The 26431-nt window shown below is 70.2% G+C and carries 20 protein-coding genes; 12 read left to right on the forward strand and 8 right to left on the reverse strand.

The annotated features are described in order from the left end of the window. Positions 1 to 42: 42 nt before the first annotated feature. Entirely contained in the window at positions 43 to 1563 is a 1521-nt protein-coding gene (locus tag GTZ93_RS27445) for an Hsp70 family protein (protein ID WP_120577683.1), read from the reverse strand. A 342-nt stretch (positions 1564 to 1905) separates the two neighbouring features. Here GTZ93_RS27445 and GTZ93_RS27450 point away from each other — a divergent pair, with 342 nt between their 5' ends. The 6 genes from GTZ93_RS27450 to GTZ93_RS27475 all read left to right on the forward strand — a co-directional run bounded on the left by GTZ93_RS27450 (position 1906) and on the right by GTZ93_RS27475 (position 10492). Beyond that, complete coding sequence (locus GTZ93_RS27450; protein WP_139921995.1) at positions 1906 to 4164, forward strand: PrkA family serine protein kinase; 2259 nt, start codon at positions 1906 to 1908, stop codon at positions 4162 to 4164. 149 nt (positions 4165 to 4313) lie between these two features. Further along, on the forward strand, positions 4314 to 5204 hold the full coding sequence (locus GTZ93_RS27455) for a S1 family peptidase (RefSeq protein WP_121751786.1): 891 nt from the start codon (positions 4314 to 4316) through the stop codon (positions 5202 to 5204). A gap of 83 nt (positions 5205 to 5287) precedes the next feature. Further along, positions 5288 to 5746: a deoxycytidylate deaminase gene (locus tag GTZ93_RS27460; protein ID WP_120563017.1), complete on the forward strand. Its 459-nt coding sequence runs from the start codon at positions 5288 to 5290 to the stop codon at positions 5744 to 5746. A gap of 255 nt (positions 5747 to 6001) precedes the next feature. Further along, positions 6002 to 6664: a HAMP domain-containing histidine kinase gene (locus GTZ93_RS27465; protein WP_167548420.1), complete on the forward strand. Its 663-nt coding sequence runs from the start codon at positions 6002 to 6004 to the stop codon at positions 6662 to 6664. A gap of 71 nt (positions 6665 to 6735) precedes the next feature. After that, on the forward strand, positions 6736 to 8175 hold the full coding sequence (nla6, locus tag GTZ93_RS27470; protein WP_120563019.1) for an enhancer binding protein Nla6: 1440 nt from the start codon (positions 6736 to 6738) through the stop codon (positions 8173 to 8175). Positions 8176 to 8512: 337 nt separating this feature from the next. After that, complete coding sequence (locus tag GTZ93_RS27475) at positions 8513 to 10492, forward strand: ArsA family ATPase (RefSeq protein ID WP_120577688.1); 1980 nt, start codon at positions 8513 to 8515, stop codon at positions 10490 to 10492. Between the two features lie 21 nt (positions 10493 to 10513). Here the strand turns inward: GTZ93_RS27475 and GTZ93_RS27480 are convergent, their stop codons facing one another. Both GTZ93_RS27480 and GTZ93_RS27485 read right to left on the reverse strand, forming a co-directional pair. Then, complete coding sequence (locus GTZ93_RS27480) at positions 10514 to 10981, reverse strand: hypothetical protein (protein ID WP_120577689.1); 468 nt, start codon at positions 10979 to 10981, stop codon at positions 10514 to 10516. Positions 10982 to 11084: 103 nt separating this feature from the next. Next, positions 11085 to 11777, reverse strand: coding sequence for a tetratricopeptide repeat protein (locus GTZ93_RS27485; RefSeq protein ID WP_121778632.1), 693 nt, complete (start codon positions 11775 to 11777; stop codon positions 11085 to 11087). Positions 11778 to 11870: 93 nt separating this feature from the next. Here GTZ93_RS27485 and GTZ93_RS27490 point away from each other — a divergent pair, with 93 nt between their 5' ends. Genes GTZ93_RS27490 through cmk form a run of 3 tightly spaced genes read left to right on the forward strand, consistent with a single transcriptional unit; the run spans position 11871 to position 14636 of the window. Beyond that, positions 11871 to 12839 (forward strand): acetyl-CoA carboxylase carboxyltransferase subunit alpha, encoded by a 969-nt coding sequence (locus GTZ93_RS27490; RefSeq protein ID WP_120577691.1) that lies wholly within the window; start codon positions 11871 to 11873, stop codon positions 12837 to 12839. Between the two features lie 13 nt (positions 12840 to 12852). After that, positions 12853 to 13944, forward strand: coding sequence for a histidinol-phosphate transaminase (hisC, locus tag GTZ93_RS27495; RefSeq protein ID WP_139923127.1), 1092 nt, complete (start codon positions 12853 to 12855; stop codon positions 13942 to 13944). Then, positions 13941 to 14636, forward strand: coding sequence for a (d)CMP kinase (gene cmk, locus GTZ93_RS27500; RefSeq protein WP_139923128.1), 696 nt, complete (start codon positions 13941 to 13943; stop codon positions 14634 to 14636). Before hisC ends, cmk begins: the two co-directional genes overlap by 4 nt. A gap of 99 nt (positions 14637 to 14735) precedes the next feature. Here cmk and GTZ93_RS27505 read toward each other — a convergent pair whose 3' ends face one another. Beyond that, entirely contained in the window at positions 14736 to 16871 is a 2136-nt protein-coding gene (locus tag GTZ93_RS27505; RefSeq protein ID WP_139923130.1) for a lytic transglycosylase domain-containing protein, read from the reverse strand. A 313-nt stretch (positions 16872 to 17184) separates the two neighbouring features. On the opposite strand from GTZ93_RS27505, the gene GTZ93_RS27510 reads away from it, so the two are divergent. Beyond that, complete coding sequence (locus GTZ93_RS27510; protein ID WP_120577695.1) at positions 17185 to 17418, forward strand: hypothetical protein; 234 nt, start codon at positions 17185 to 17187, stop codon at positions 17416 to 17418. 117 nt (positions 17419 to 17535) lie between these two features. Here the strand turns inward: GTZ93_RS27510 and GTZ93_RS27515 are convergent, their stop codons facing one another. Then, a complete protein-coding gene (locus GTZ93_RS27515; RefSeq protein WP_180946140.1) occupies positions 17536 to 19146 on the reverse strand; it encodes a CAP domain-containing protein in 1611 nt (536 codons plus the stop codon). Beyond that, the gene (locus tag GTZ93_RS27520; RefSeq protein ID WP_139921003.1) at positions 19143 to 19442 is read right to left on the reverse strand and encodes a DciA family protein; all 300 of its coding nucleotides are present in this window, start codon (positions 19440 to 19442) and stop codon (positions 19143 to 19145) included. Before GTZ93_RS27520 ends, GTZ93_RS27515 begins: the two co-directional genes overlap by 4 nt. Before the next feature lie 195 nt (positions 19443 to 19637). Here GTZ93_RS27520 and GTZ93_RS27525 point away from each other — a divergent pair, with 195 nt between their 5' ends. After that, the gene (locus GTZ93_RS27525; protein ID WP_161663099.1) at positions 19638 to 22229 is read left to right on the forward strand and encodes a carboxypeptidase regulatory-like domain-containing protein; all 2592 of its coding nucleotides are present in this window, start codon (positions 19638 to 19640) and stop codon (positions 22227 to 22229) included. Between the two features lie 94 nt (positions 22230 to 22323). After that, positions 22324 to 23202: a GGDEF domain-containing protein gene (locus GTZ93_RS27530; protein WP_120577698.1), complete on the forward strand. Its 879-nt coding sequence runs from the start codon at positions 22324 to 22326 to the stop codon at positions 23200 to 23202. 27 nt (positions 23203 to 23229) lie between these two features. Here the strand turns inward: GTZ93_RS27530 and GTZ93_RS27535 are convergent, their stop codons facing one another. Both GTZ93_RS27535 and GTZ93_RS27540 read right to left on the reverse strand, forming a co-directional pair. Further along, a complete protein-coding gene (locus GTZ93_RS27535; protein ID WP_139921001.1) occupies positions 23230 to 25425 on the reverse strand; it encodes a lysophospholipid acyltransferase family protein in 2196 nt (731 codons plus the stop codon). Further along, positions 25422 to 26393: an SDR family oxidoreductase gene (locus GTZ93_RS27540; RefSeq protein WP_139920999.1), complete on the reverse strand. Its 972-nt coding sequence runs from the start codon at positions 26391 to 26393 to the stop codon at positions 25422 to 25424. The genes GTZ93_RS27535 and GTZ93_RS27540 overlap by 4 nt, the downstream gene beginning before the upstream one ends. Positions 26394 to 26431 lie beyond the last annotated feature (38 nt).

Here is a 26431-nt window from a genome sequence, read left to right on the forward strand (position 1 = left end):
CCAGCAGGCAGGGGCGCCGTGGTGTTTCTGGCGCCAAGTGCTTCAGTTCTGCGTGACGCGCACCGTGGTCTTCATCTCGCGGCCGGTGGCGGGGTCCTTCGCGCGCATGGTGAGGATGCCCTCCACGCTCACGTCGAAGATGATCTCCACGTTCACCGTGCCGGCCTTGGCGGGCATGATCCCGGAGAAGGTGAACTCGCCCAGCAGGTCGTTGCGCGCCACCGTGTCGTGGTCGCCCTGGTAGATGCGCATCGCCAGTTCGGTCTGGTTGTCGATGCTCGTCGTGGCCAGCAGCTGCTTGGCGTTGGGGATGGACGCGTTGCGCGGGAAGACGACGTGGAAGCCGCCGTCGCCGCGCTCCAGGCCAATGGCCATGGGAATCACGTCCAACAGCTGGATGCGCAGGTTGGTGTTGTCCTCGAGCGAGTGCGCGTAGAGCGCCGCGCCAATGGCCACCGCCTCGTCCGGGTGCACGCCCTTGCTGGGCGGCTTGCCGAAGAACTTGGTGAGCCGGTCCTGCACGACGGGCATGCGCGTCTGGCCGCCCACCAGCATCACTTCGTCGATGTCCTTGGTGGACAGACCCGAGTCCACCAGCACGCGCGCCACCATCTGCAGGGTGCGGTCCACCAGCTGGTTTGTCAGCTGCTCCAGCATCTTGCGCGTGAACTTCATCTCGATGTTCAGCGGCTGGCCCTGCGCCGTCATCGTGATGAAGGGGATGTTGAAGGGCACTTCCTCGCGCGCGGACAGGTCGATCTTCGTGCGCTCGGCCAGGTCCTTGATGCGCTGCATGGCCACCGGGTCCGTGGCCAGGTCGATGCCCGTCTTGGCCGCGAAGTCCTTGAGGACGTGGTGGATGATGGCGTTGTCGAAGTCGATGCCGCCCAGGAACACGTCGCCGCCGGTGGCCTTCACCTCGAAGACGCGGTCGCGGATTTCGATGATGGAGACGTCGAAGGTGCCGCCGCCCAGGTCGTAGATGACGACCTTCTCCTTCAACGTCTTGCCCACGCCGTAGGCGAGCGCCGCCGCGGTGGGCTCGTTGATGATGCGCACCACCTCCAGGTCGATCAGCTTGCCGGCGTCCTTCACCGACTGGCGCTGCCGGTCGTTGAAGTACGCGGGCACCGTCACCACCGCGCGCTTGATGGGCGTCTTCAGGTAGTTGGCGGCGACGTCGCGGATCTTCCCCAGGATCTTGGCGCTGATCTCCTGGAGCGTGAATTCCTTCTTGCCGACGTCCAGGGTGACGTCGTTCTTGGCACCGGCGCGCATGTTGTACGCGACGGCCTTCTTCATCGTGCCGACGACGTCGCTGCTGAAGTTGACCCCCACCAGGCGCTTGGAGCCGTAGACGGTGTTGCGCGGGTTGAGCTGCCACTGGCGCTTCGCCTCGAAGCCGATGAGCTCGTTGCCCTTGTCGTCGATGGCGAAGATTGAGGGGATGGTGTACTCGCCGCCCTTGTAGGGGATGAGCTTGACGTTCCCGCTGTCCTCGACGATCGCCGCGCACGAGTTCGTCGTGCCGAGGTCGATGCCGATGATGGGCTCCTTGTGCATCGCGTGTGGGCTCCGGGTGAGGCGTTGCGGCGGATGGGGTGTGGCTGGCCGGGACCGTATCTCACCCGTCCCGGGTCCGCGAATCGCGAACCATCCGTCATCCGACGGACGCCCTCAAACTTCCAGCGCGCCTGAACCTGCCACCCCGGGTCGCCCGCCTGGCCGGGTGGGACACGGCCGGCATCCAAGCGCGCGACCCCGAACACAACCGCCCGCGAGGGCAGGGCGGGTCGCTTTACATCCCAAGGGCCGGGAACGAAGGTCAGCCCCAGGGGTTCACATGCGACGGCGAAGCGCCGTGGCTACATCCGAGAGACCACCCATCCACAGAGGGGAGCCGCCGTGGAAGCGAAGGGCTATCTGCAGGAGGTGGGCGCACAGGTCAGCGCCGACTTCGTCAAGAACCGGTCCATCCTGTCCTTCGAGGAGTACCTGTCGCTCTTCTTCACGGACCCGAAGGGCCAGTCGCGCAACGCGGCGCAGTACCTGCGGGACGTGATGGACCACTACGGCACGGAGATGGTGCCGCACCCCACCGGCACCATCCGGCGCTTCAAGGTCTTCGACGTCCCGTCCGCGGAACATGACGGCCGCGTCGCCGGGCAGGAGGAGGTGCAGAACGCCCTCTACCGCATCCTGGGCAACTTCGTGCGCGCCGGCCGCATCAACAAGCTCATCATGCTGCACGGCCCCAACGGCAGCGCGAAGTCCAGCCTGGTCAACGCGCTGAAGCAGGGCATGGAGGACTACTCCCGCCAGTCGCACGGGGCCCTCTACCGCATCGCGTGGGTGTTCCCGTCGGAGAAGCTGATCAAGGGCTCCATCGGCTTCGGCGAGCGCGCGGGCGCGAAGTCCGCGGAAGGCGGCGAGCTCACCACGTACGCCCACCTGGATGCGGAGGAGCTGGACCTGCGCATGCCGTGTGAGCTGCGCGACCATCCGCTGTTCGCGGTGCCGCCAGCCGAGCGCAAGGGCCTCCTGGAAGGGGCGCTCAAGAAGAAGGGCCTGGGCAACGGCGACGGGGCGACAGGCGACTTCCTGTTGTCCGACTACGTGCGCGAAGGCGAGCTGTGCGCCAAGTGCCGCCGCATCTATACGGCATTGCTCAACGCCTACGGCGGGGACTACCTCAAGGTCCTGCGCCACGTGCAGGTGGAGCGCTTCTACGTGTCGCGCCGCTACCAGGTGGGCACGGTGACGGTGGAGCCGCAGATGAGCGTGGACGCCGCCGCGCAGCAGATCTCCGCGGACCGCACCCAGCTCAACATGCCGGCCGCGCTGCACAGCACGGTGCTCTTCGAGCCGCACGGCCCGCTGGTGCACGCCAACCGCGGCCTCATCGAATACGCGGACCTGCTCAAGCGCCCGCTGGAGGCCTTCAAGTACCTGCTGGGTTTCAGTGAGACGGGCGAGGTGCCCCTGGAGCCCTTCGTGCTCCAGCTGGATGAGGTGCTCATCGCGTCCTCCAACGAGAAGCACCTGAACGCGTTCAAGGAGCTGCCGGACTTCGCGTCGTTCAAGGGCCGCATCGAGCTGGTGCGCGTGCCGTACCTGCGCCGCTACAAGGTCGAGCAGGAGATCTACGACGCGCAGATCACCGCGACGTCCGTGGGCAAGCACGTGGCGCCGCACGCCACGGAGGTGGCCGCGATGTGGGCGGTGCTCACGCGCCTGAAGAAGCCCATCCCGGACCGCTACCCGGCCAACGTGAAGCCGTTGGTGGAGCAGGTGGCCCCGGTGGAGAAGCTTCACCTGTACCAGGAGGCGGGAGTGCCCGCGCGGCTGTCCTCCGCGAACACCAAGGAGCTGCTCAAGCTGCGCGAGGAGATGTACGAGGAGTCCGACGCGTACCCCAACTACGAGGGGCGCTCCGGTGCGAGCGCGCGCGAAATCAAGACGGCCCTCTTCAACGCCGCGCAGAACCCCGACTACAAGTGCCTCCACGCGCTGGCGGTGTTGGAAGAGCTGCACGCGCTCTGCAAGGACAAGAGCGTCTACGAGTTCCTCCTCCAGGAGGTGATGGACGGCTACCACGACCACGAAACCTTCGTGCGCGTGGTGGAGGGCACGTACCTGGACCGCGTGGACTCGGAGGTGCGCGACTCCATGGGTCTGGTGTCGGAAGGCCAGTACCGCGAGCTGGTGGAGCGCTACATCCAGAGCGTCAGCCACTGGGTGCGCGGGGAGAAGATGCGCAACCGCGTGACGGGCGAATCAGAGAAGCCGGACGAGGCGCGCATGGCGGAGGTGGAGGCCATCGTGATGCCGCAGGGCGAGGCCCCCGCGGACTTCCGCCGCGGACTGATTGCAAGCATTGGCGCGCACCGGCTGGACAACCCGGACGGCGCCATGGACTACCCGCGCATCTTCCCGGACATGTTCAAGCGCCTGCGCGACCACTACTTCGAGGAGCGCAAGCGTGTGCTGCGCAAGAACAAGGAGAACGTCCTCAAGTACCTCTCCGAGGACCGCAACCAGCTCTCCTCGCGCGAGCAGACGCAGGTGCAGGGCACGCTCAAGACGATGGCGGAGCGCTACGGCTACTGCGAGTTCTGCGCGAAGGACGCCATCTTGTTCCTGATGCGTCAGCGCTACACCTGACGGGTGGCGGAGGGCAGGCATCCAGGAAGCCGATGCCTGCTCGTCTGCTTCCCAATCCGGGCCAGGGCTCGGGATGATGCGGCTTCGCACCGAGTTGCGCGTGTGTCGTCGTCTTTTCGTCCCTCCTCATCCTTGCGCCTGGAGTGTTGATGAACCGGTTGCTGTTGGGCACCCCCCTCCTGTGGGCCCTCGTGTCTTGCGCCAGTGCCCCGTCGCAGTCCTCCGAGGACACTCCGGTCGCGACGCACACGCAGGCTCCGCTCCGGGTGGAGCGGGCGCTGTCCCGGCCCGAGCCCACGCCGCAGCCCACGCGCAAGGCGATGGTGCGGCGCATCCTCCCGCTCAACGTGCGGCTGGTGACGACGGAGGACGGCAAGGTGCGCCGCTCGGCGTCGGGCGTCGTCATTGGCACGGAGGCCGGTGAGGCCGGGCCCGTCAGCTATGTCCTCACCAACGCGCACGCGGTGGAGCAGGGTGACCTGAAAGAGCCTGTGCTCAAGGTCGTGTTGGACCGGCGCGCGGAGACGCACGAGTACCTGGCGGAGGTGGTGGCCACGGGCCAGGTGCCGGACGTGGACCTGGCGCTGCTGCGCGTGACGGGCGTGACGTGGCCCGTGGCGGAGCTGGCCGCGGACGACGAACCGGAGCCGGGCGAGGACGTGGTGGTGGCGGCGTCCCCGTACGGCCGCGCGCTGTCCATCTCCGGCGGCATGGTGTCCCAGGTGGAGTGGGACAAGGAGACGAAGCACCCGCGCATGCTGAAGACGGACGCGCCCATCGGCTATGGGGCCTCCGGCGGTGGCATCTTCAGCATCGAGACGGGGCGGCTGTTGGCCATCGTGGAGGGCTACCGCACCGCGAAGGTGGACTTCGAGGTCGCCTCCCAGAACTTCAGCTTCGACGTGCCCATGCCCGGCGAGACGTTCGCCGCGCCCAGCGCCAAGGTGCGCGGCTTCCTCCAGGCGAAAGGCTTCGGCCGGCTCCTGGAGCGCTCCGCGGACGCGGAGGGTGCGGGGCCCCAGAAGACGGCGAGTCGCTGATCCAACAGCCCCGGACCGAGAAATTGGTGCGGGCCTGATCCAGCGTTAGAGCTGCGGGCTCTTTCGCTGGAGGGTTCACGCGCATGTCCGCTCGGGGCAATTGGGATCAGTACTTCATGGACATCGCCCAGCAGGTGGCCACGCGCGCCACCTGCGACCGCAAGCACGTGGGCGCGGTGCTGGTGAGGGACAAGACCATCCTGTCCACCGGCTACAACGGCGCCATCCGCGGCCTGCCCCACTGTGATGAAGTGGGCCACATGATGGAGAACGGCCACTGCGTGGCCACCGTCCACGCGGAGGCCAACGCCATCATCCAGGCCGCCAAGAACGGCGTCGGAATCGACGGGGCGACCATCTACACGACCGCCAGCCCGTGCTGGCCGTGCTTCAAGCTGATCGCCAACAGCGGCTGCACCCGCATCGTCTTTGGCGAGTTCTACCGGGACCCGCGCATCTTCGAGTACGCCGCCCGGCTGGGCCTCCAGCTCGTGGGCGTGGGCGCCGCCGCCCAGCCGCCTTCGCCCGCCACCGGGACCTGAGGGCGGACGCGCTGTCCGGGGGTGGACAACCCCTGGACACGCTGATCGCCCGGGATGGGGTTCCCGTTCGTTGAATGACACTTGCGAGAGGTCGTAAGTGGCTGTTCCGACACGGGAATTTTAGAACTCCGGCAAGAATTACCGACCCAGGGTTGACGATCCCTGGGGTGCTCCCTAAATCCTGGCTCGGTAGGGCGGCGGCGGGGGTGGGGCGACGGAAATTCCTAGGAGTTCCAGGTGGTTAACTCATCTCTCATGGCTATCAGTGTGCCTTCTGTCCAGGAAGTGTCGGACCCGGTGGTGGGCGCGGCCCGCTACGACGCGGTTCCGCCCTTGATGGACAGCCTGCTGCACGACGTGCGCAACCCGCTCAACGCGCTCGCCATCCATCTCGAGGTGCTCTCCGAGAAGCTCAAGGGCGAGTCCGGCCAGGTGCCGGCCACCCAGGAGAAGAACCTCAAGGCGATGCGCGAGCAGATCGCCCGCGTGGACGGCCTGCTCAAGCTCTTCTCGGACTTCATCGTGTTTCGCGGAGCGGGCCCCTCTGGGGACGCGCCGCTGTCGGACGCCACCGGCAAGGCCCTGGACGTGCTGGGCCATGAGAGCCGCCGGCGCCGCCTCCAGGTCCAGCGCGACATCGAGCCGGACGTACAGGCCCACATGGAGGACACCACCGAGCTGGGCTTCTTCCTGGTGCAGGTGCTGATGCGCGCCTTCCATCGCGCGGAGTCCGGCTCCACGGTGGTCGTCTCGGTCCGCGCGGAAGGGCCGAACGCGGTGCTGGAGGTCGCGGACGGCTCCTCGGCGCCCGAGCGAGCGTCGGACACCGTGGCCGCGCTGACGCTCCGCGCGGCCCAGCTGGGCATCGAGTTCTTCGTGGAGGCGGGAACGTGCCGCCTCGTGTTTCCGCGCGGCTGAGGTTCCCCCTTCGGGCGCGGTCGGTCTTCCATCCGGTTTCATCACGCTTCATCGCAGTGGAGGTTTTCACCTTGGGCAGCGCACGAATCCTGGCCGTGGATGACGAACGTGAGACCTGCGAGGCCCTGGCGGAGATGCTGTCCGCCTGGGGTCACAAGGTCGAGACCGCGTTCGACGGGCATGACGCCCTCCGCAAGGCCGGTGAGTTCCGGCCCGACGTCGTCCTGTCGGACCTCGCCATGCCGGAGACGGATGGCCTGTGGCTCTTGCGCAACCTGCGCGAGGAGCTGCCGGACTGTCCGGTCGTGTTCCTCACCGGCCGCGGCACCATCGACACCGCCGTGGAGTCCATCCGCGAGGGCGCCTACGACTTCATCGTGAAGCCGCTGGACACCGCGCGGCTCAAGGTCTGCATCGACCGCGCGCTGGAGAAGAAGGAGACCATGCGCGAGGTGCAGACGCTCCGGCGCCGCCTCAAGCAGCTGGGCTCCACGGACCTCATCGCCGGCTCCACCGGGATGCGCAAGGTCATCGAGATGATGGAGAAGGTGGCCCCCTCCAAGGCCAGCGTCTCCATCAGCGGTGAGTCCGGCACGGGCAAGGAAGTGGTCGCCCGCACGGTGCACAACCTGTCCCTGCGCCGCGACAAGCCCTTCATCGCCATCAACTGCGCGTCCATCCCCGCGACACTGATTGAGTCCGAGCTCTTCGGCCACGAGCGCGGCGCCTTCACCGGCGCGGATCAGCGCCGCCCGGGCGTCTTCGAGATGGCCCACGGCGGCACGCTCTTCCTGGACGAGTTGGGTGAAATCCCCATCGACCTGCAGGCCAAGCTGCTGCGCGTGCTGGAGGAGGGCCGCCTGCGCCGCCTGGGTGGCAAGGTGGAGATCGAAGTGGACGTGCGCGTGCTGTCCGCCACGAACCGCGACCTGAAGCAGGAGATCAAGAACCAGCGCTTCCGCGAGGATCTCTACTTCCGCCTCAACGTGTTCCAGCTGCACCTGCCGCCCCTGCGCGAGCGCCGGGACGACGTGCCCATCCTGGTCCAGCACTTCGTGGACAAGTTCCGTGGGGACTCCGCCAAGCGCGTCTCCGGCGTGCACCCGGAAGCGATGGAGGTGCTCAAGAACTACGACTGGCCGGGCAACATCCGCGAGCTGCGCAACGCCGTGGAGCGCGCCGTCATCCTCTGCGACGGGGAGCTGATCACCCGCGAGCACCTGCCGCCCGACATGGCCGGCAAGAGCCCGGAGCGCCACACGTTCAAGCTGCCGTTCGGCCTGAGCCTGGACGCCGTGGAGCGCGAGTACATCCTGGGCAGCCTCCAGCGGAACGGGAACAACAAGGCCCGCACGGCGGAGGTGCTGGGGGTGAGCGAGAAGACGCTCTACAACAAGCTCAACCGCTACGCGGCGGAGAACCGTGCCCAGGGCACCCCGGGTGGCGGCAGCCCCCTGGGTGGACAGGGCAACGACGGCCCCATGAGCGCCAGCAGCTTCCTGACCCGCTGATCCGTGCCCCGTCCCCCGGCTCGGCGACCTGCGGCCGCTCGCCGCTGACCTGTTGGGTAGGCAAGAAGGCCCGGATTCCGGGCCCTTGGCAGGGCTCCTGGAGAGCGCGCACGGGGCCTCCCCAAGCCGGCTTAAGCGGGCGGGGGAGGTCTCGAAAACCCCTGTCAATTCTTGACTTTTCCCCCCTGGACGGGGGATCATCCGGGCCTCTCCCACCCGTTGGTGAGGGCCCGGCCGGGACGTTTCATTTCGGGCCACGTCCGCCCCCCATGGTGCGGTCGTCCGACGTGAGTCATCTGGGGTGCCGCCGGGGGGGCACAAGGAAGGCCACAACGCAATGAGCGACGCGAGAGTACTTCACTTCTTCGGCGGCAAGGGCGGGGTCGGCAAGACCACGCTTGCGGCAGCGTACGCGGTGAGGCTCTCCGAAGAAGTGCCCAAGCACCGGGTGCTGGTCGTCTCGTTGGATCCGGTCCAGTCCCTGTCGGACCTCGTGAAGAAGAAGCTGCCGGCGAAGCCCACCAAGCTCCAGGCGGGCAAGGGCGAGGGCGGCCTCTTCGGCGCGGAGCTGAACCCGCCCGCGCTGCTCAAGCCGTTCCTGGCGGAGTACCTGCCGGCGCTGGCGAAGGCGGCGGTGAAGGGCACGCACCTGTCGGACGAGGAGATGGGCAAGCTCTACCAGCAGGCGGTGCCTGGGCTGGAGGAGCTGGTGGCCCTCTTCCACGTGGTGGAGCTGCTGGAGTCCGGCGACTACGACCGCATCGTGGTGGACACGGCGCCCACCAGCCACACGCTGCGCCTGTTCGACATGCCGGCGCAGCTGCGCAAGTTCCTGGGCTTCGTGAAGGCGGGCCAGGACCGCGCCGCCCCGGCCCCCAGCGGCAAGGGCAAGAAGGCGGCCGCCGCCGCGGCGGAGGCGACTCCCGCCGGCTTCCTGGATCAGGTGGGCCAGAAGGCGGAGAAGCTGCTGGCGTTGCTGAAGGACCCCGCGCGCACGGCCTTCCACCTGGTGGCGCTCGCCGAGCCGGTGCCGGAAGCGCAGACGCGCATGTACTTCACCCAGCTGCGCGAGCGCGGTCTGCCGGTGACGGAGGTGGTGGTCAACCAGGTGGAGGACCACGAGGGCTGTCCGGCGTGTCAGGGCCGCCGGGGCCTGCAGGCCCCCCACGTGCGCAAGTACCAGGCGCTGGACAAGACCGTGCCCGTGAACCTGCTGGGCCGCCGCGAGGTGGCGCCCCGGGGGCTGGACGGGCTGAAGGAGTTCGCCAAGGAGTGGGCGGCGGGCAAGGAGACCAAGGCGCTGGAGTTCAGCGCGGCGGAAGGGCCTCCGGCGCTGGTGCGCGCCCCGTCCATGCCTCCCATCGCGGCGCCTCCGCTGCCGCCCACGCGGCTCATCTTCTTCGTGGGGCAGGGCGGGGTGGGCAAGTCCTCCTGCGCGGCCGCCGCGGCGGTGACGCTGACGGAGAAGGAGGGGCCGGTGCTCCTCATCTCCACGGATCCCGCGCACTCGCTGTCGGACGTGCTGCAGAGCCGCCTGACGGACACCGAGACGCAGGTGAAGGGCACCAAGGGCCTGTACGCGCGCGAGCTGGACATGGCGGGGTGGTTCAACGCCCTGCGCAAGCGCCTGAAGGAGAAGGCGGAGAAGGCCTTCGAGGGCGCGCCCAAGGCGGGCAACGACGTGCCGGCGGACCTGCTCTACCTGCGCAACCTGCTGGAGTGCGCACCCCCGGGCATCGACGAGCTGGCGGCCATGTCCGTGCTGACGGACGCGCTGGTGCAGGAGCGGTTCAAGCGCATCGTGGTGGACTCGTCGCCGCAGGTGACCAACGTCCGCGTGGTGGAGCTGGCGGACACGGCGAAGACGTGGCTGGGCGCGCTGCACGGCATCCTCAACAAGCACCGCGCCAAGGGCCTGGGCGAGCTGGCGGATGACCTGGCGGCGATGCTCAAGCACGTGAAGCGCTTCGAGGACGCGCTGGCGTCCCCCAGCGAGTCGCGCTTCGTGGTCGTCACGCGCGGCGAGGACCTGGCGTCGACCCGCACGGAGCGGCTGGTGGAGTACCTCAAGGAGCGCAAGCTCCAGGTGGAGCGGGTGCTCGTCAACCGCGTGGGCCCCAAGTCCACCTGCGAGAAGTGCGAGAACCGCCGCAAGCTGGAGCTGAACGCGGCCAAGGCCATGGAGAAGAAGATTGGCCTGCCCGTGACGATGGCGCCCGCGCTGGGCCGTCACCCCGCGGGGCTGCGCGAGCTGAAGGCGTTCCGCACGGCCTGGTACGCGCTGTCCGCGCCGCCGGCGAAGATCAAGGCGGCCTGAGCATTGGCCGCGCCGGGCTCCTCAGTGGGGGCCCGGCAGGAGCAGGGACAGGGGTAGCCGGTGGGGATTCGCCCGGCGCGCCTGTCCCAGCAGGTCCACGGCGGTCGCTTCCAGTGAGCGCACCGTCGGGGCCGCCGGCACCTGAAGGTGCTGATGGAGCACCCAGCCCGGACCCAGGAGCATCAGCGCCACCGCTGGCACGATGCACAGGGTCACCACCGCGCTGGCGCCGCCCACCGTGCCCAGTACGCGCAGCACCGGCGATGCCTGGATGCGCGGGCGCTGCAGGGCCGCGAGGATGCGCGCGAAGAGGGCGCCGCCTACGAGTCCCAGCACCGCGGCCAGTCCCCAGCTCAGCCCACCCACCGGCGTGCCGAGCACCGGCTCCAGCAGCTGGGGCGCCGAGGCTCCCAGTACGAAGGCGAGGACGAAGGGCGCGACCGCGATGATGGCGGCCAGCCCCCAGTGTCTGGCGTTGAGTCTGTGCACGGCTTCCCCCTCGGCTACGGGAGGAAGGTGCTCACCGGCAGGCAGGCGCGCCAGGGCGGTGTCCCCTGGACGCGGGTAGGCGTGCACGGGACATCACTTGGTCTCAGGCGTCGCACTCCGACGGGCTGTCGGTGAAGCCGCCCAGGGGTTCCGGGAAGGTGAGGGCGCCCGCCTCGCTGAGGGTGCCGGTGACGGGCGCGGCGTTGGGGAGCTTCACCTCCACCGTGCGGCCCTTGACGGTGTACGTGCCCGGGGTCCGGGACTCGCGGGGCGTGCCGGAGTCGTCCACGTCCCGCTTCCAGAGCTCCACGCGGCCCCCGTCCTGGAACTTCAGGGCACGGACGGTGCCGTAGACGCCCACGCCGGGGCCGTACCAGGACACCGCCCGCAGGAGGGCCGGCACGTCGGCCTCCTTCTGGGGCGTGCGGCCCAGCAGCTTCTGCCAGCCGAGCGTGTCCCGGATGACGTCCAGGTCCCGGTCCTCCTTCGCCCGCTGGAGGCGGCGCGCGTCCAGGCGCACGGCGGTGGCCAGCTTCTCCACGATGACGTCGCGGTGGGCGCTGTACTCGCACACCTTGCCCTGCTTGCGCAGGAGGCCCAGGGTGGCCGCGGCGTTGTAGTGGGCCAGGGCGTAGTCCGGGGTGGCCTGGGCAGCGGCCTGGAACTTCTCCAGGGCCTCTGGATAACGGCCGGACTGGTACAGCCGGAACCCCTGCGTGTTGAGGGCCCGGCCGGAAGGAGGCGCGGCCGGAGCGGCGGACAGCGTCAGGGCCAGCAGGGAGAGGGCGAGGACCATGTGGCTCCAGACGGGCGGACCTCCCGGACATTCCAGGGGGTGCGTAACCGCTTGCGCGTTGAAAGGCCTGAACCCTGGTGCTAGTTCGGCGCCATGGCAACCGGCATTGGCTACGCGCTCGACTTCGAGCGCCCGCTCATCGAGCTGGAAAAGAAGATCGAGGAGCTGAAGGTCCTCTCCACCAGCGGCACCGTGGATTTCTCCTCCGAAATCTCCAAGCTGGAGAAGAAGGCGAAGAAGCTCCAGACGGAGATCTTCAGCGACCTGACCCGCTGGCAGGTGGTGCAGCTGTCGCGCCACAGCGCGCGCCCGTACTTCCTGGACTACGTCCACTACCTCTTCACGGACTTCTTCGAGATGTGCGGCGACCGGCACTTCGGCGAGGACCCGTCCATCGTCGGTGGCTTCGCGCGCTTCGATGGCAAGACGGTGATGCTCATCGGCCATCAGAAGGGGCGCAACACCAAGGAGAACATGGCGCGCAACTTCGGCATGCCCCGCCCGGAGGGCTACCGCAAGGCGCGCCGGCTGATGGAGCTGGCCGAGCGGATGGAGAAGCCCATCCTCACCTTCGTGGACACGCCGGGCGCATACCCGGGCATCGGCGCGGAGGAGCGCGGCCAGGCGGAGGCCATCGCCATGAACCTGGAGGTCATGAGCCGGCTGCGCGTGCCCATCATCTCCACCGTGGTGGGCGAGGGCGGCTCCGGCGGCGCGCTGGCCATCGGCGTGGGCAACCGCGTGCTGATGTTCCAGAACAGCGTCTACTCGGTCATCTCCCCGGAGGGCTGCGCCTCCATCCTCTTCCGCGACGCGACCAAGGCGGACAAGGCCGCGGACGCGATGCGCCCCACGGCGCCGGACCTGCTGGAGATGAAGATCATCGACGAGGTGATTCCGGAGCCTCCGGGCGGCGCGCACCGCGACCCGGCCAAGGCGGCGGAAGCGCTGGGCAAGACGCTGCGCAAGCACCTGGGCCAACTGGCGGAGCTGAATCCGGACGCGCTGGTGCGCGACCGCTACGACAAGTTCCGCGCACTCGGCATGTACTCCGGCAAGTAGAGGTTCACACTTCATGCGACCGCTCGTTCCTCCCTACGTCGAGACGCTCAAGGCCTACGTTCCGGGCAAGCCCATCGAGGAGACCGAGCGGGAGTACGGCCTCAAAGGCGTCATCAAGCTGGCCTCCAACGAGAACCCGCTGGGCCCGTCGCCCCGCGCGGTGGAGGCCATGCGCAACGCCGCCGCGCAGGTGCACCTGTACCCGGACGCCACCAGCTTCCACCTGGTGCGCAAGCTGGCCGCGCACCTGGGCGTGAAGCCGGAGGAAGTGGTGCTGGGCAGCGGCTCCAACGAGCTCATCGAGCTGTTGATGCGCACGTTCACGACGCCCGAGGAGGAGATCCTCCTGTGCAAGGGCTCGTTCCCCGCGTACCGCATCTCCGCGCAGGCGCACGGCCGTGCGTTCGTGGAGGTGCCCATGCGCGAGGGCTTCCGCTACGACCTGGAGGCCATGGCCCGCGCGGTCACGCCGCGCACGCGCATGGTGTTCCTGGCCAACCCGGACAACCCCACGGGCACCACGTTCGGGCGCAAGGACCTGGAGAAGTTCCTCGCGGCGGTGCCGAAGGACGTGCTCGTCGTCCACGACGAGGCCTATGCGGAGTTCGTGGACTGGCCCGACTACGCGAGCGCCGTGGAGCTGTTCCACGCGCACCCGAACCTGGTGGGGCTGCGCACCTTCAGCAAGATCCACGGGCTGGCCGGCATCCGGCTGGGCAGCGCGGTGATGGACGCGAAGCTCGCGGGCTACGTGCACCGCACGCGCATGCCGTTCAACCTGACGACGGTGGCGCAGGCGGCGGGCATGGCGGCGCTGGAGGACACGGAGCACGTGAAGCACACGCGTGAGAACAACCGCGTGGGCCTGCGCTTCTACGGAGAAGAGCTGCCGAAGCTGGGGCTCACGCTGACGGACAGCCACGCGAACTTCGTCTTCGTGGACTGCCACCGTCCGTCCGCCGAGGTGTACGAGCAGCTCTTGCGCCGGGGCGTCATCGTGCGGCCCATGGCGGGCAACGGACACCCGAACTGCCTGCGCATCTCCGTGGGTTCTCCGGAGGAGAATGCCCGGTGCGTGGCCGCGCTGAAGGAGGTCCTGTCATGAGCACGCGTCCGTTCATCGTCGCCATCGACGGGCCGGCCGGAGCGGGCAAGTCCTCCGTGTCCAAGCTGCTCGCGCGACGGCTGGAGTTCGCGCTGGTGGACACCGGCGCCATCTACCGCTGCGTGGCGCTGATGGCCTCGCGCGAGGGCATCGCCTTCGACGACGACGCGAAGCTGGGCGAGCTGCTCGGGCGCGTGCGCATCCACTTCCATGTGGTGGGCGAGGAGAACCACGTCTTCCTGGGCGGCAAGGACGTGTCGTCGGAGATCCGCACGCCCCCCATCTCCATGGGCGCGTCGCAGGTGTCCGGGCGGCCGGTGGTGCGCGCGGGGCTGCTGGCGCTCCAGCGGCGGCTGGCCCTGGAGGCATCGTCGGGCGCCATCCTGGAGGGCCGGGATATCGGCACGGTGGTGTTCCCGGACGCGGACGTGAAGTTCTTCCTCCAGGCGAACCCGGAAGTGCGTGCGCGCCGCCGCTTCGAGGAGCTGTTCCAGAAGGGCGTGGACAGCAGCCTGGAGGGCGTCCTCCAGGACCAGACGCGCCGCGACGCCGCGGACTCCGGTCGTGAGGTGGCGCCCCTGAAGCCCGCCGAGGACGCGGTGCACGTGGACTCCAGCAGTATGCCGCTGTCGGAGGTGGTGCAGTCGCTGGAGCTCGAAATCGAGCGCCGCCGGGCCTCGCGCGGCACCTGACGTCCGCACGCGCCGCGTCCGTCGGAAAGCTGTCCTCCCGGGCCGGAGCGTCCGCGCCGCCAGTGCTGACGCGGCGCCTGAGCCGTCACGAGCCTTCCGTCAGAAGCTGACGCCGTCCGTGCTGGGAGCGGGCACCGTCATGGCCAGCCGGGCCTGGGTGCCGTCCTTCTCGTAGAAGCGGTGGTAGAGGTACAGGTCCGCCACCACCTGCTTCACGTAGCCGCGCGTCTCCCGGTACGGGATGGACTCCACGAACAGGTCCAGGGGCAGAGTGCCGCGCTCCTGCGTCCAGCGCACCGCCGCCTTGGGGCCCGCGTTGTAGGCCGCCGCCGCGAGGGCCGGGTGCGCGAAGCGCTTCATCAGCTGCGCCAGGTACCACGCGCCGTAGCGGATGTTGCGCTCCGGGGCGAACAGGTCCGCCGGTGCGGGCGCGGGCTCCGCCATCTTCTGCGCGATCTCCGTCGCCGTGGGCGGGATGATCTGCATCAGGCCGCGCGCGTCCGCCGCGCTCATGACCTCCGGGCGGAAGGCGCTCTCGCGGCGCATGATGGCCCACACGAGGAACGGATCCAGCGCCTGCCGCGTGGCCTCCGTCTCCACCGCCTGGGCGAACGCTCGCGGGTAGAACGCGGCCAGCGCGTCCGGTGCCTTCGCCCCGAAGGCCCGGCCCCACAGGTAGCGCGCCGCCACGACGTGCGCGTGGCCGAACTCACCCAGCTGCAAGAGCGCGTGCGCGAACGGCAGCGCCTGGTCCGCGCCGCGCAGGCCCGACACGCGCGACTGCACCTCGTCCGCCGCGTCGCGGAAGAGGCCCGCGCGAGTCAGCGCCACCGCCAACTCCAGCTCCGGAGGGCGGGGCAGGGTGAGCTGCTTCGGAGGCTGCGGGAAGGCCGCGGGCGGCGTGCGTCCCAGCTCGCGCAGCCGCTCCGTGGCGAGCAGCGCGTAGAACGACGCGGGCGCCGCGCTGATGACGGCTTCATAGGCGGGCCCCAACGTCGCCGGCTTGCCGCCGCCCAGCTCCTCCGTGCGCGCCTGCCAGTAGCGCGCCTGCGGCGCCATGCTCGTCTTCGGGTAGGCCGTCACCAGGTCGTCCAGCGCCTGGCGCGCCTTGGCGTACTGCTCCAACCGGATGTGCGAGAGGGCGCGGAACCACATCGCCTCATCGCGGCGGCGCGAGCCCTTGTAGCGCTTCTCGTAGTCCTCGAAGGACTTCGCTGCGTCCTCGAAGCGGCCGCCCTGCAAATCCAACCACGCGGCGAAGAACGCGCCTTCCTCACCAGCCGCTTGAGAGGGATAGGCCTTGTCCAGCGCCGCCATCAGCTTGCGCGCCTTCTCGTTGTCGTCCGAGCGCAGCGCCCGGCGCGCCACCACCAGCGCGGCCTCCGCGGCGATGGCCGGCGGCCCCTTGCGCGCCACCGCGAGCGCCTTCTCCGCCTCCTCGCGCTTGCCTCGCGCGAAGAGCACCTGCGCGCGCAGGAGCGCCACCTGTGCCTGGGCGGGCGCACCCTTCACCAGCCCCAGCTTCTCCGCCCTCAGGAGCTCGTCCTCGGCCCGCGCCGCCGCGCCGTCGGAGAGGAAGCCCCGGGCTCGCTGGAGGTGTTCGGGCAGGGTGAGCTTCACCGCGGGCTTCAGCGTGGCCAACTGCTCCAGCGCCTCGTCCGCGTAGGGGTGGGTGGGGAAGCGCAGCGCCACCGTCTTCAGGTCCGCCCGCAGGCCCGCCGCGTTGCCGGTGGCCGCGCGCGTCAGGGCGCGCTGGAAGAGCAGCTCCGGGGTGGGCTGCGCCGCCGCCGCGGACTCCAGCACCGGGGACGCGTCCTTGGGCCGATGTGCGTCCAGGAGCGACTCACCCAGGCGGGCGCGGGCGCGCACGGCGAGGGCCGGGGAGGCCTTCTCCAGGGCCCGCTCGAAGTCCTTCGCCGCGCCGTTGGGGTCGCCCGCGTAGAAGCGCGCCTGGCCCAGGTAGAAGGCGTGGAAGGCCTCCAGGGGCGCGGGCGGCGCGTGGCGGGTGAGCAGGTCCCGCGCCTGAACGGCGTCCCCGTCCGAAAGTACTAGAGTCCCGGCGAGCAGGCCCAGGCGGCTCGCGTCCGGGCACTTCGCCTGCTCACACGCGGCGAGCTCCGCCCGGGCGAGCGCCGCCGCGTCGGACCGGTGCAGGCGGACGGCCTCCAGCGTCGCCGGGGACTGCCCCAGCGCCACCCCCGTCACCCAACCCGCCACCCAGCCGGTCCAACTCATGTGGTTCTTCCTTTCACTTCGCGGCCTTGCGGCTTCGGAACGAGAGGTTTGCAGTCGACATTCCCCACCAGGTGGGCGGGGGTCGGTTTGACAGTCGGCCCGACAAGTCCTAGATCCCGCGCCCACGGGCTGGTCCCGCGGGGTTGTCGGCCCGTTGCGCTATCCGGAGGGAATCCTTACGTTGCGCCGCTGTTGAGCGCTACTCCGGACCGCCGTCGTGTCAGGAAGACCTGTCGTCGCAGGAAGACCTGTCGTCGGTAGCACTGCTCGTACACAGACCTCGGGGGGGGAAACAGCTCATAGGGGAGGCTCCATGAAGCCGTGTCCATCCGATCTGCAGCAGACCATCAATCCCGAAGCCGGCCCGAAGCGGGCAGGCGTCGAGACGCATCGCAACCTGAACTGCAACCACTACGACAACTGCCTCGATGAGGCCGTCCGTCGCGGCTGGCAGTCGTTCACGTGCATGAAGTGCCCGATGTACGCCAACCTCGCGCCTCCGCAGATGGGGCTCGAGGCGTACGCCACGCAGCGCCGTCCTGTCTAACCGGGACGTCTGACATGGGGCCCGTTTCACCGGGCCCGCGCGAGCTTGCACCCGGTCACGCCCGAAGCCCGGTCGTGGCCGGCGTTCGCGTCGACGTTCTCTTCCGAAGCCAACGCTTCAGGGGACCGCGGCGTAGATGACGGCCACCCAGTACTGGCCCTGGCCGAAGCGCTTGGAGTCGCCTCGCACCAGCCCCACACCCACCCGGGTGTAGGTGGCCGTGGCCAGGCTGCGTGACTCCGGCACGGCGCCCGGGTCTCCCACGACGAAGAAGTCCACCGAAGCGGTGCCCGCGTCCGGCAGCGCGGAGAACACCCGCTCGTGCAGCGGGGACGGGTCGCCGTCTCCCGCTGTGGGCTCGTCCTGCGCCTGCGCACGGCGGGCGTGGTCGCGCGCCAGCCGCTCCAGCGCATCGCTGCGCACCAGGGGCGGCAGCTTGAGCGTGGCGCGGTGCCGGGACAGCGCGTCGTAGACATCCGACACCGGGTCCGCCGGAAGCGCCGCGCCGGGCGAGGCCGCGGTGAAGACCTCCGTGACGACGGCCTGGTCGCGGCCGTCCACCTTCTGGAAGGCCACGCCCACGCCCATGAAGCGGAACGCGGGGTCCATCAGGTTCTTGCGGTGGCCGGGGCTGTGCTCGATGCCGAAGTGCGCCGCGAGCGGACCCGCCGCCAGCCCCAGGTTCTCTCCGGCGCGTACGTAGCGCGCGCCCTCCGGGAGGCGGCGGGTGAGCGTGGAGCCGTCCGGCGCGATGTGCGCGAAGAAGCCCTCCGTCGCCATGCGCGTGCTGTAGCGCAGCGATACGTCCTCCAGCGTCGGATCCGGCGTGAGCTCCGGCAGTTGGTAGGCGCGGCGCAGGGTGTTGATGCGCTCGTAGAGAGCGGTGCGGGCCTCGGCCAGCGTTGTGGGTTCGCGCTGGGACTCCTGTCCGCCGCGCGCGGAACGGGCCCCCACCTGCACGAGGAACAGCGAAGTCACCTCTGGCCCCGCGTTCGCCTGGCCCACCACCTCCACGGTGTAGCTGCCGGGGGTGTCGAAGCCCACCAGGGCGCAGAAACCATTCGTGCCGGAGGGCGCGCGGCTCAGGGCCACGGCCTCCACCTCGCCATCCGGCCGGGTGACGAAGACCTGCGGGCTCAGCAGCGGCGGCACGAGCCGGCCGCACACGCGCTTCTCCGTCCCGGCCTTGGCGATGCTCCGGGGGAAGGGGAGCACCTCCGCCTTGCGGTCCGCGACGAGCAGCACCAGCGCGGCGCGCTCGCCCAGGAAGGCCACGCCCACGCCGAAGTGGCTCACGCGCTCGTCGTTGAAGTCCGTGCGGGCGAGGAACGTCTCGATGGCGTGCGAGTGCACCCAGGCGCGGATGACCAGCACCTTCGGGGACGGATCCGCGGCGCCCGAATCGCTGACCGCCTCCGTCAACGTGAGCAGGTCCGGGGCGCCGGTGGTGAACTCGCTCAGGGCCTCGCGCGCGAGCCTCCGGGCCGCGGCCTCCAGCGCCTTGTCGTTCGTGGGGGCGCGGCGGCCCACGCGTTCGAACTCGCGCTGCACGTGCAGCCGGGCCCGGGCCTCCTGGGCCTGGGGCGTCTCCTCCGGCACAGGGGGCGGACGGTCCTGTCCTTCCTGGGAGGGAACGGACACGGAGGCCACCGCCGGGGACGGCGGCGCGGCGGATGCGGGGAGGTCGGCGGCGCCAGCGAGCAGCAATCCCAGGAGCGCGCGCCTCATCGTGACTCCAACTGGAAGACGAGCGTCTTCACGGTGCCAGCGCCCAGCTTCTCGTTGAACCGCTCGCGCAGGGAGTCGGCCTGGCGGGAGAGGACCTGAGCCCACTCGGCGCTCTCCACGGTGATGATCAGCGTGCTTCCGTCCAACTGGTGAGGACGGCTGTGGCGCGCGATGTTCTCTCCCACCGCGGCGGTCCAGAGCGGCATCAGCGACGTCGCGCGGCCTGACTCTCCCGCCAGGCGCGCCAGCACCCGGGGCAGCAGGCTCTCCAAGGTCTTCGGTTCAGCGCGTGCCATCGTCGGTCCGATTCTGGAACCCCTGGCGACGGAAGCCAACCGACACTTGCCTGCCCGCCCGTCTGATTTTCCCAGGACCCCGGTTCCGCCCCGGTTCCAGGCTTCCAGCGAAAGCGGTTCCGGTGGCATCGCCGGTCGCGTCGCGGCCCTTCCCCTTGTAAGGTCGAGGCAAGGCCGGTCCCCCTCGGAGTTCCCATGCGTTCCATCCCCCATCCGGTCCGGTCCCCCGGCCTCGTGCTCGCATGCCTGCTGGCGTGCGCCATGGGCTGCGCGATGTCCGACATGGAGGCGCCGTTCATCCACGGGGGCTGGGCGGACACGTTCTGCACGGTGGATCAGGACTGCGGGGATCCGGCGCTGTTCTTCTGCAACACCGCCCTGTCGCGCTGTGAGCCCTCGTGCCGGACGGACCTCGATTGTTCGGTGATGCGCCGCGGGGAGGTGAACGCCATCGCCGCCTGTGAGTCGCAGGCGCTGGGCTGCCGCTGTGACGCCAGCCGCTGCGTTCCCGCCCTCTGCACCGGCGACAGTGACTGCGAGGACGGGGAACTGTGCCGCGACGGCGCCTGTGGGCCGCCCCCGCCGTCGTCCACCGTAGCGGCTTGCCGCGTGGTGCCCGAGCGCATCATCGCGCCCGTGGGCACCACCCTGCGCTTCGAAGCCTGGATGTCCGATGTCACGGGCCAGCCCTTCGTCCCTCGAAACGGGCTCGCCTGGTCCGCCGTGTCCGCGCGCGTGAAGGGCGGGGGCACGGGCTCCGGGGCCACGTTCACGCTGGAGTCGGCGGGCGCGGAGGTGGAGGCGGTGGAGGCCCGGCTGGGCAACGTCACGTGCCGTGCGCGCGTCACCGTGCTGCCCCCGCATACGGCCTCGGGGCAGGTGCGGGTGGTGGTGACGGACGCGCTCACGGGCTACCCCGTCGAGGGGGCCTCGGTGGTGGTGGCGGACGCGCTGGGTGGCGCGACGGCGCGCGAGTCCACGGATGCGTTGGGCGTGGCCGTGCTGGTGGCCCGGAGCGATTCGACGGTGTCTGTCTTCCACCCGGACTTCGGCTACCTCACCGTGGCGAACTACGACATGTCCGGCACGCGGGACCTGCGGCTGCCGTTGCGCCGCAACCCGGCGGACCGAGTGGGCGGAGTGCGCGCCCGGTTCATCCACCTGTCGCCCGTGGGCGTGGGCGGCGCGCTGTCCCTGGGCATGGCGGGGCTGTCCGTGCCGGGGCTCCTGTCCGAGTCGGCCTCCGCCCAGGTGCAGGGATCCGACCGGGATGTGGACCTCACGCTCCGCGGGGTGACGCGCCAGTTCCAGCTGCCCGCAAGCGTCTGGGTGAACGGGCTCGGCGTCCTGCCGCCGGAGTCCGTGGATGTGCCGGGCATCTCCGGGGTGTGCGACACGGCCCTCGCGGACGGAACGGATCCGGAGACGGCCACGCGCTCGGGGACCTGTGGCACTCGCACCGCCTGGGCCCTCACCGCCCAGGTGCCGTCCGGCGAGCTTCCGGCGGGGATGATGGACCCGGGCGCGGATCCACTGCTGCTCCTGGCGCGCGTGCTGCCGCAGTCCGGGCGGTTCTCCTCCGCCGTCCAGCGCGATGTGCGCTTCCCCCTCCATGCGCCAATCGAGGGGAAGATTCCTCCCAGCGGGCCGCTCACGTCGCTGGACTTCCAGCAGGTGCCGCTGGCCTTCCCGTTCGTGGTGCGCGTCCCGCCGCTTCCGCGCTTCCGGGACAGCTACCTGTCGCGCGCGCTGGTGGTGGGCTCGGTGACCGCGCCCGGTCAGGGCACGGTGCCGCTGGGCCTGGGCGCCGCCGTCAACGCCAACCCGGTGGATCCGAACACGGACACGCAGCCCTTGTTGTCCTCTCCGGGCCTCGTGCGCGTGCGCATGGCGCCGGCCCATCACGGCCTGGAGGGACAGGCGTACCGGCTGGTCGCGGTCGCGTCGTCGGGAGCGCTGGGCGGTGAAGAGCCCGTGGGCCTCGCCACCAGCGCGGTGATGACCCCGCTGGATGCACCCCACTTCGATCCAGAGGGCACGACGCCGGTGACGCTCGCGGACGCGTTCCTCGGCATCCCGGAGGGCGCCCACTACAACCCGGACGCATCGCCGTGGCACGGCCTGCTGCCGCGCGAGTGGCGCATGGACACCTCCTTGCTGGGTGCGACGATCGTGCGCGCGACCTTCACCAACGTGGCCGGCCGGCGCTGGACGGTCTGGGCGGACAGCCGCCGCTCCGTGACCGGCGTGCGCCTGCCGCTGCCTCCCTCGGGCCTGGAGGACCGCACCTTCCAGGGCGACACGGAGGGTTCGCGCGCATCGCTGTCGGTGGAGGCTTTGAACGTGGCCATGTCCGAGGGCCGTTCGACGAACCTCTCCACGCTGGCGGAGTCCGGGGGCATGGCGCCCGAACTGCTCGCCTCGTCGGTGCGCGCCGCGTCCACGCTGAACTACGGCCGGCCCCAGGTGACGTGGCTGGCACCCGCCGAGGGCGCGTCGCTGGCTCGCGGCGCCACCGTGCGCGTGCGGGTGGACGGCTTCCAGGTGGGGACGGACGCAGGCAATGGCGACGAGGGCGGGGTGCTGCTCACCGTTCGTGATGGCGGCCCGGCCTGCGACCTCTCGGTGGTGCTCGGCGACGTGGCCACGCGGTCGGGCGAGGTGGCGCTCTCCCTTCCGCCCGCCTGCTCCGGGATGGAGGTCACGCTGGTGGCGTCGCTGGTGGACGGGCTCGGGTTGCCGCTGCGGCCCGCCGTCAGCGCCGCGCGCACGGTGCGCGTGCCCTGACGTGCTGGGGTGTCAGTGCGTCTACGACCTGGCGGGGCACCCGTTCCGGCCGTGAATTCGCTTTCGCGAATTGCGCGGTGATACGTTTGGCGTCATGGGCCAGAAGGAGACGGTTGTCACCGTCATCTCGAAGATCTCCGAGCGCCCCGTCAACCTGGACGCGGCGCTGGTGGTCATCTACGGCCTGGACCTGGGGCGCAAGTACGACCTGGCGCGCGAGGAGACGCTGATCGGCCGGTCGTCCAAGGCGGACATCCAGATTGATCAGGAAGCGGTGAGCCGCAACCACGCGCGCATCACCAACACCACCAAGGGCGTGCGCATCGAGGATCTGGGGTCCACCAACGGCACGTTCGTCAATGACGACGTCGCGTCGTCGGCGCGGTCGCTGCAGAACGGCGACCTGGTGAAGATTGGCCGCACCATCTTCAAGTTCATCGCGGGCGGCAACATCGAGGCGGCGTACCACGACGAGATCTATCGGCTGACCACCATGGACGGCCTCACGCAGATCTACAACCGCCGCTACTTCGACGAGCAGTTGGACCGCGAAATCTCCCGCAGCCGCCGCTACGAGCGCACGCTGTCGCTGGTGATGTTCGACCTGGATCACTTCAAGGACGTGAACGACACGTACGGGCACCTGGCGGGCGACTCGGTGCTCAAGCAGCTGGCGTCCACGGTGCGCACGCGCATCCGGCGCGAGGACGTCTTCGCCCGCTACGGCGGTGAGGAGTTCGCGCTGCTCCTGCCGGAGATCAACCTGGCCGGCGCCCGTCAGCTCGCGGAGAAGGTGCGCAAGCTGGTGGAGCGGCAGCGCTTCGAGTTCGACAAGCAGGTCATCCCCGTCACGCTGTCGATGGGCGTGGCCGCGCTGGAGCCGCACCACCGCGAGCCCGCGGAGATGGTGCGCACGGCGGACGAGCACCTCTTCGCCGCGAAGAGCCAGGGGCGCAACCGCATCTGCGGCTGACGCCCCCGGGTGTCTCGCCTTCAGCCTTCAGCCCGTGAACACGGAGCGGCGCTCGCGCAGCAGGGCCTGGAGCATTCCCTGGATGGACTCGCGGGTGCGCTCGGTAAGCCGCTGCACTTGGCCCAGGTCGTCCGCGTCCTCCGGAGACAGTCCCTCCATGGTCAGCGGCTCGCCGAAGCGGATGGTCCACTTGGCGGGCAGCGGGCCCGGCGCGGTGAGCGGCAGCGACGGGAACCCGAGGAAGCCACCGGGGAGGCGGCCCAGCAGCGGAGACGTCTCCTCCGCGCCGACGATGGCCACCGGGACGATGGGCGCGCCGGTGCGCAGGGCCAGCTTCACGAAGCCGCCGCGGCCGAAGCGCTTGAGGCGGTAGCGCTCCGCGAACGGCTTGCTCGCGCCCTGGTAGCCCTCCGGGAAGACGACGAGCGGCCGGTGCTCATCGAGCAGCCGCAGCGCGTTCTCCGGTGAAGCTCGCACGGCGCCCAGGCGGTTGAAGAGGGTGCCGAGCATGGGCGCGTGGAAGACCTGATCCTCCACCAGCCAGCGGGTCTCGAGCAGATCCGGGCGCTCGCGCAGGAGCGCCTGCGCCATCACCAGGCCGTCGTAGGGCAGGGCGCCGGAGTGGTTGGCGACGAGGATGGAGGCGCCGCGCGGCACCTGATCCACGCCCTCCACGGAGACGCGCCAGTACTGCTCGTAGAGGAAGTCGAGGACGGGCTGGAGGCTCTCCACCAGCCCCTCGTCCTTGCCGTAGTCGTCCAACCGGCTGCCACCGCCAGTGCCCAGGCTGGTGCGCACGGCCTCCATCAGGCCGTGCATGGCACCCACGGCGCGGCCCAGGCCGTCGCTCGCGAGCGCCTGGCCGGCGATCTCCTTCGCCAGCGAGAACATGCCCGCGGCGCGGCCCGCGAAGCCGGACGGCGGGGCCGATTCCTCCGGACGGTCGAAGCCCTGCGCATCCCGCTCCACTTCCTCCGGGAGGGGCACCTCGCCGTGGTCGCTCACGAGCGACAGGGGCCGGCGGCTGGGAGGCAGCTCGTCGTGGGACTCGTCGGGCAGCTCCACCTCCGGCTCCACGTCCGTGGGGGCGGCACCCTCGATGATGGAGACGGAGATGTGCACGCCGTCCTCCTCGACGCGCTCGACGCCGGTGACCAGGTCGTCCTCGTCCGGGTCCTCCGGCGCGGACATGCCCTCCGGGTCGCGGCGCCAGGCGTCCGCGGTCCAGAGGTCCTCGGTGTCCTCGGGAGGAGGCACGTCCTTCGGGTCGCGGATCCAGGCGTCGCCAGGCCAGGCCTCTTCGCCGTCGTCGTCCTGCGCATTGCCGCCGCCAGCGGAGGACAGGGCGCGCTCCTCGGGGCTGGTGGCGTGGCGGTCCATCACCTGGTCCACGGCGACGCCCGCGGTGGCCTCGGCCACCTGGGTCGCGACGGCGGTGGCGACTTCCCGCTCGGCGGCGTCGCCGTTGCCGTCATCCAGCACCTGCCGCACGGCGGACTCGGCCACCTCGGTGACGAGCTCCGTCGCGAGGACGCGCTCGATGTCGCGGTCCGGCTCCTTGCGCCCCTCGAACAGCTCGTCCACGGCCGTCTTCGCCGCGGCCTCCGCCGCGTCCGACGCGAGGGCTTCCGTCAGGGCGCGGTCCACCGTGCGCTCCTGGGGACGCGAGCCGCGCACCTCGTCCGCGAGCACCTGGGGCCGCGACGGCCGGGGCTCGGTGGCGGGGGCCGGCACGGAGGGCTCGCGAAGGGGCGAGACCTCCTCACCGGCGGGAGGCTGTCCCGAAGCGTGCACGGCGTCGTGGGCGCCAGGCCTCGCGGCCGGTGCCCCTCCCGAAGCGTGCGGGTCCTTCGCGGACGAACGCCCGTGCTTCGCTCCCGAGGCGTGCTCCACGTCGCGCGCGTCCTGCTCGTGCCTCGGGCTCCCGCGTCCGTCCGTGCGGGCCTCGAACATGTGGACCTTGGCGGCGGGCGTCTTCGGCGTCGCGGTGGCCTGCTTCGCCTCCGCGGCCTTGCCGCCCTTGGGCGCCTTCGCCTGGGCGCCGGACTTCGACGCGCCACCCTTGGCGCTCTTCGCCTTTCCCGCTGACTTCGCACCCTTCGCGGACTTCGACGCCGCGGACTTCTTCGCGGCCTTCGGGTTGGCCGCGTCGTCCTTCACCTCGCCCGTGCGAGGCGCGGCGCCCCGCTGGAAGGGATCATTCCCGAGGACACCCTTGGTCATGACTGGCTCCTTCTGAGCGCCGAGGCGGCGTCCCTGACATGGTGGAGGGGCACGAACCCCAACGCGGACTCGGCGCGCTCACCGTCCGCGACCCAGGAGTAATGCATGTAGTCGAGCAGGGCCACCGGCAACGTGCCCGCCCCCACCACCCCGAGCGCGCGAAGTGCTCCACGAAACAACGGCCCCGGCAGGGGGAGCGGTCGCGCGCCCGCCTGGCGGATGAGCCCCGACAAAGGCAACACCCCGCGCCCCACGACGTTGAACTCTCCCGCCGTGTCCGCCCGCAGGGCCAGGTGCAGCGCCCGGCCCGCGTCGTCCTCGTGGATCGCCTGCCAGAGCGGGTCGAATCCCAGGAGCGTGGGCACCACCGCGTGCGACAGCAACCGCGTCGCCGGATTGTCCAGGCTCGGGCCGAGCAGGGGAGCGAACCGCAACACGAGCGTGCGGGTGTCGGGATTGCGCTCGCGGAACGCCCGCACCTGTCCCTCCACCTCCACCTTGTCGTTCACGAAGCGGCTGTGCGGACAGCCGAACAGCGGGGAGCCCTCGCGCAGGAGCGCCGGGTTGTTGCCCCGCGCGCCGTACGTCACCGTCAGCGACGGCACCACCAGCCGGGGCAGCCGGGCGCGGCCCACCGCCGTCAGCACGTTCATGGTGCCAATGACTTCCAGTTCGTGCGCCAGCGGGCCGTTGAGGATGGGCCCGAAGAGGAACGCCAGGTGGAAGAGGGCGTCCACGGGGCGCTCGGTGAGCGCGTCCGTCAGCTCACCTTCCGCGTCGTAGCGGGTGAGGTCCACTCGGTGGAACTCCACCTTGCTCATCGGCTGGGGCTCCTTCGTGTCCAGCACGAGGATGCTCTCCACGCCGGGGTCCGCTTCCAGCCTCGGCAGGAGCAGCCTGCCGTAGTCGCCACTGGCGCCTGTCACCGCGATACGCATCGGGCCCTTGCCTGCTCGGATCACTTCCATTCGCAGGGGCGGGTGTTAGCCCAGCCGTCCAGGAATGT

It is taken from the genome of Corallococcus exiguus (genome assembly GCF_009909105.1).
Classification (GTDB): Bacteria; Myxococcota; Myxococcia; order Myxococcales; family Myxococcaceae; genus Corallococcus; species Corallococcus exiguus.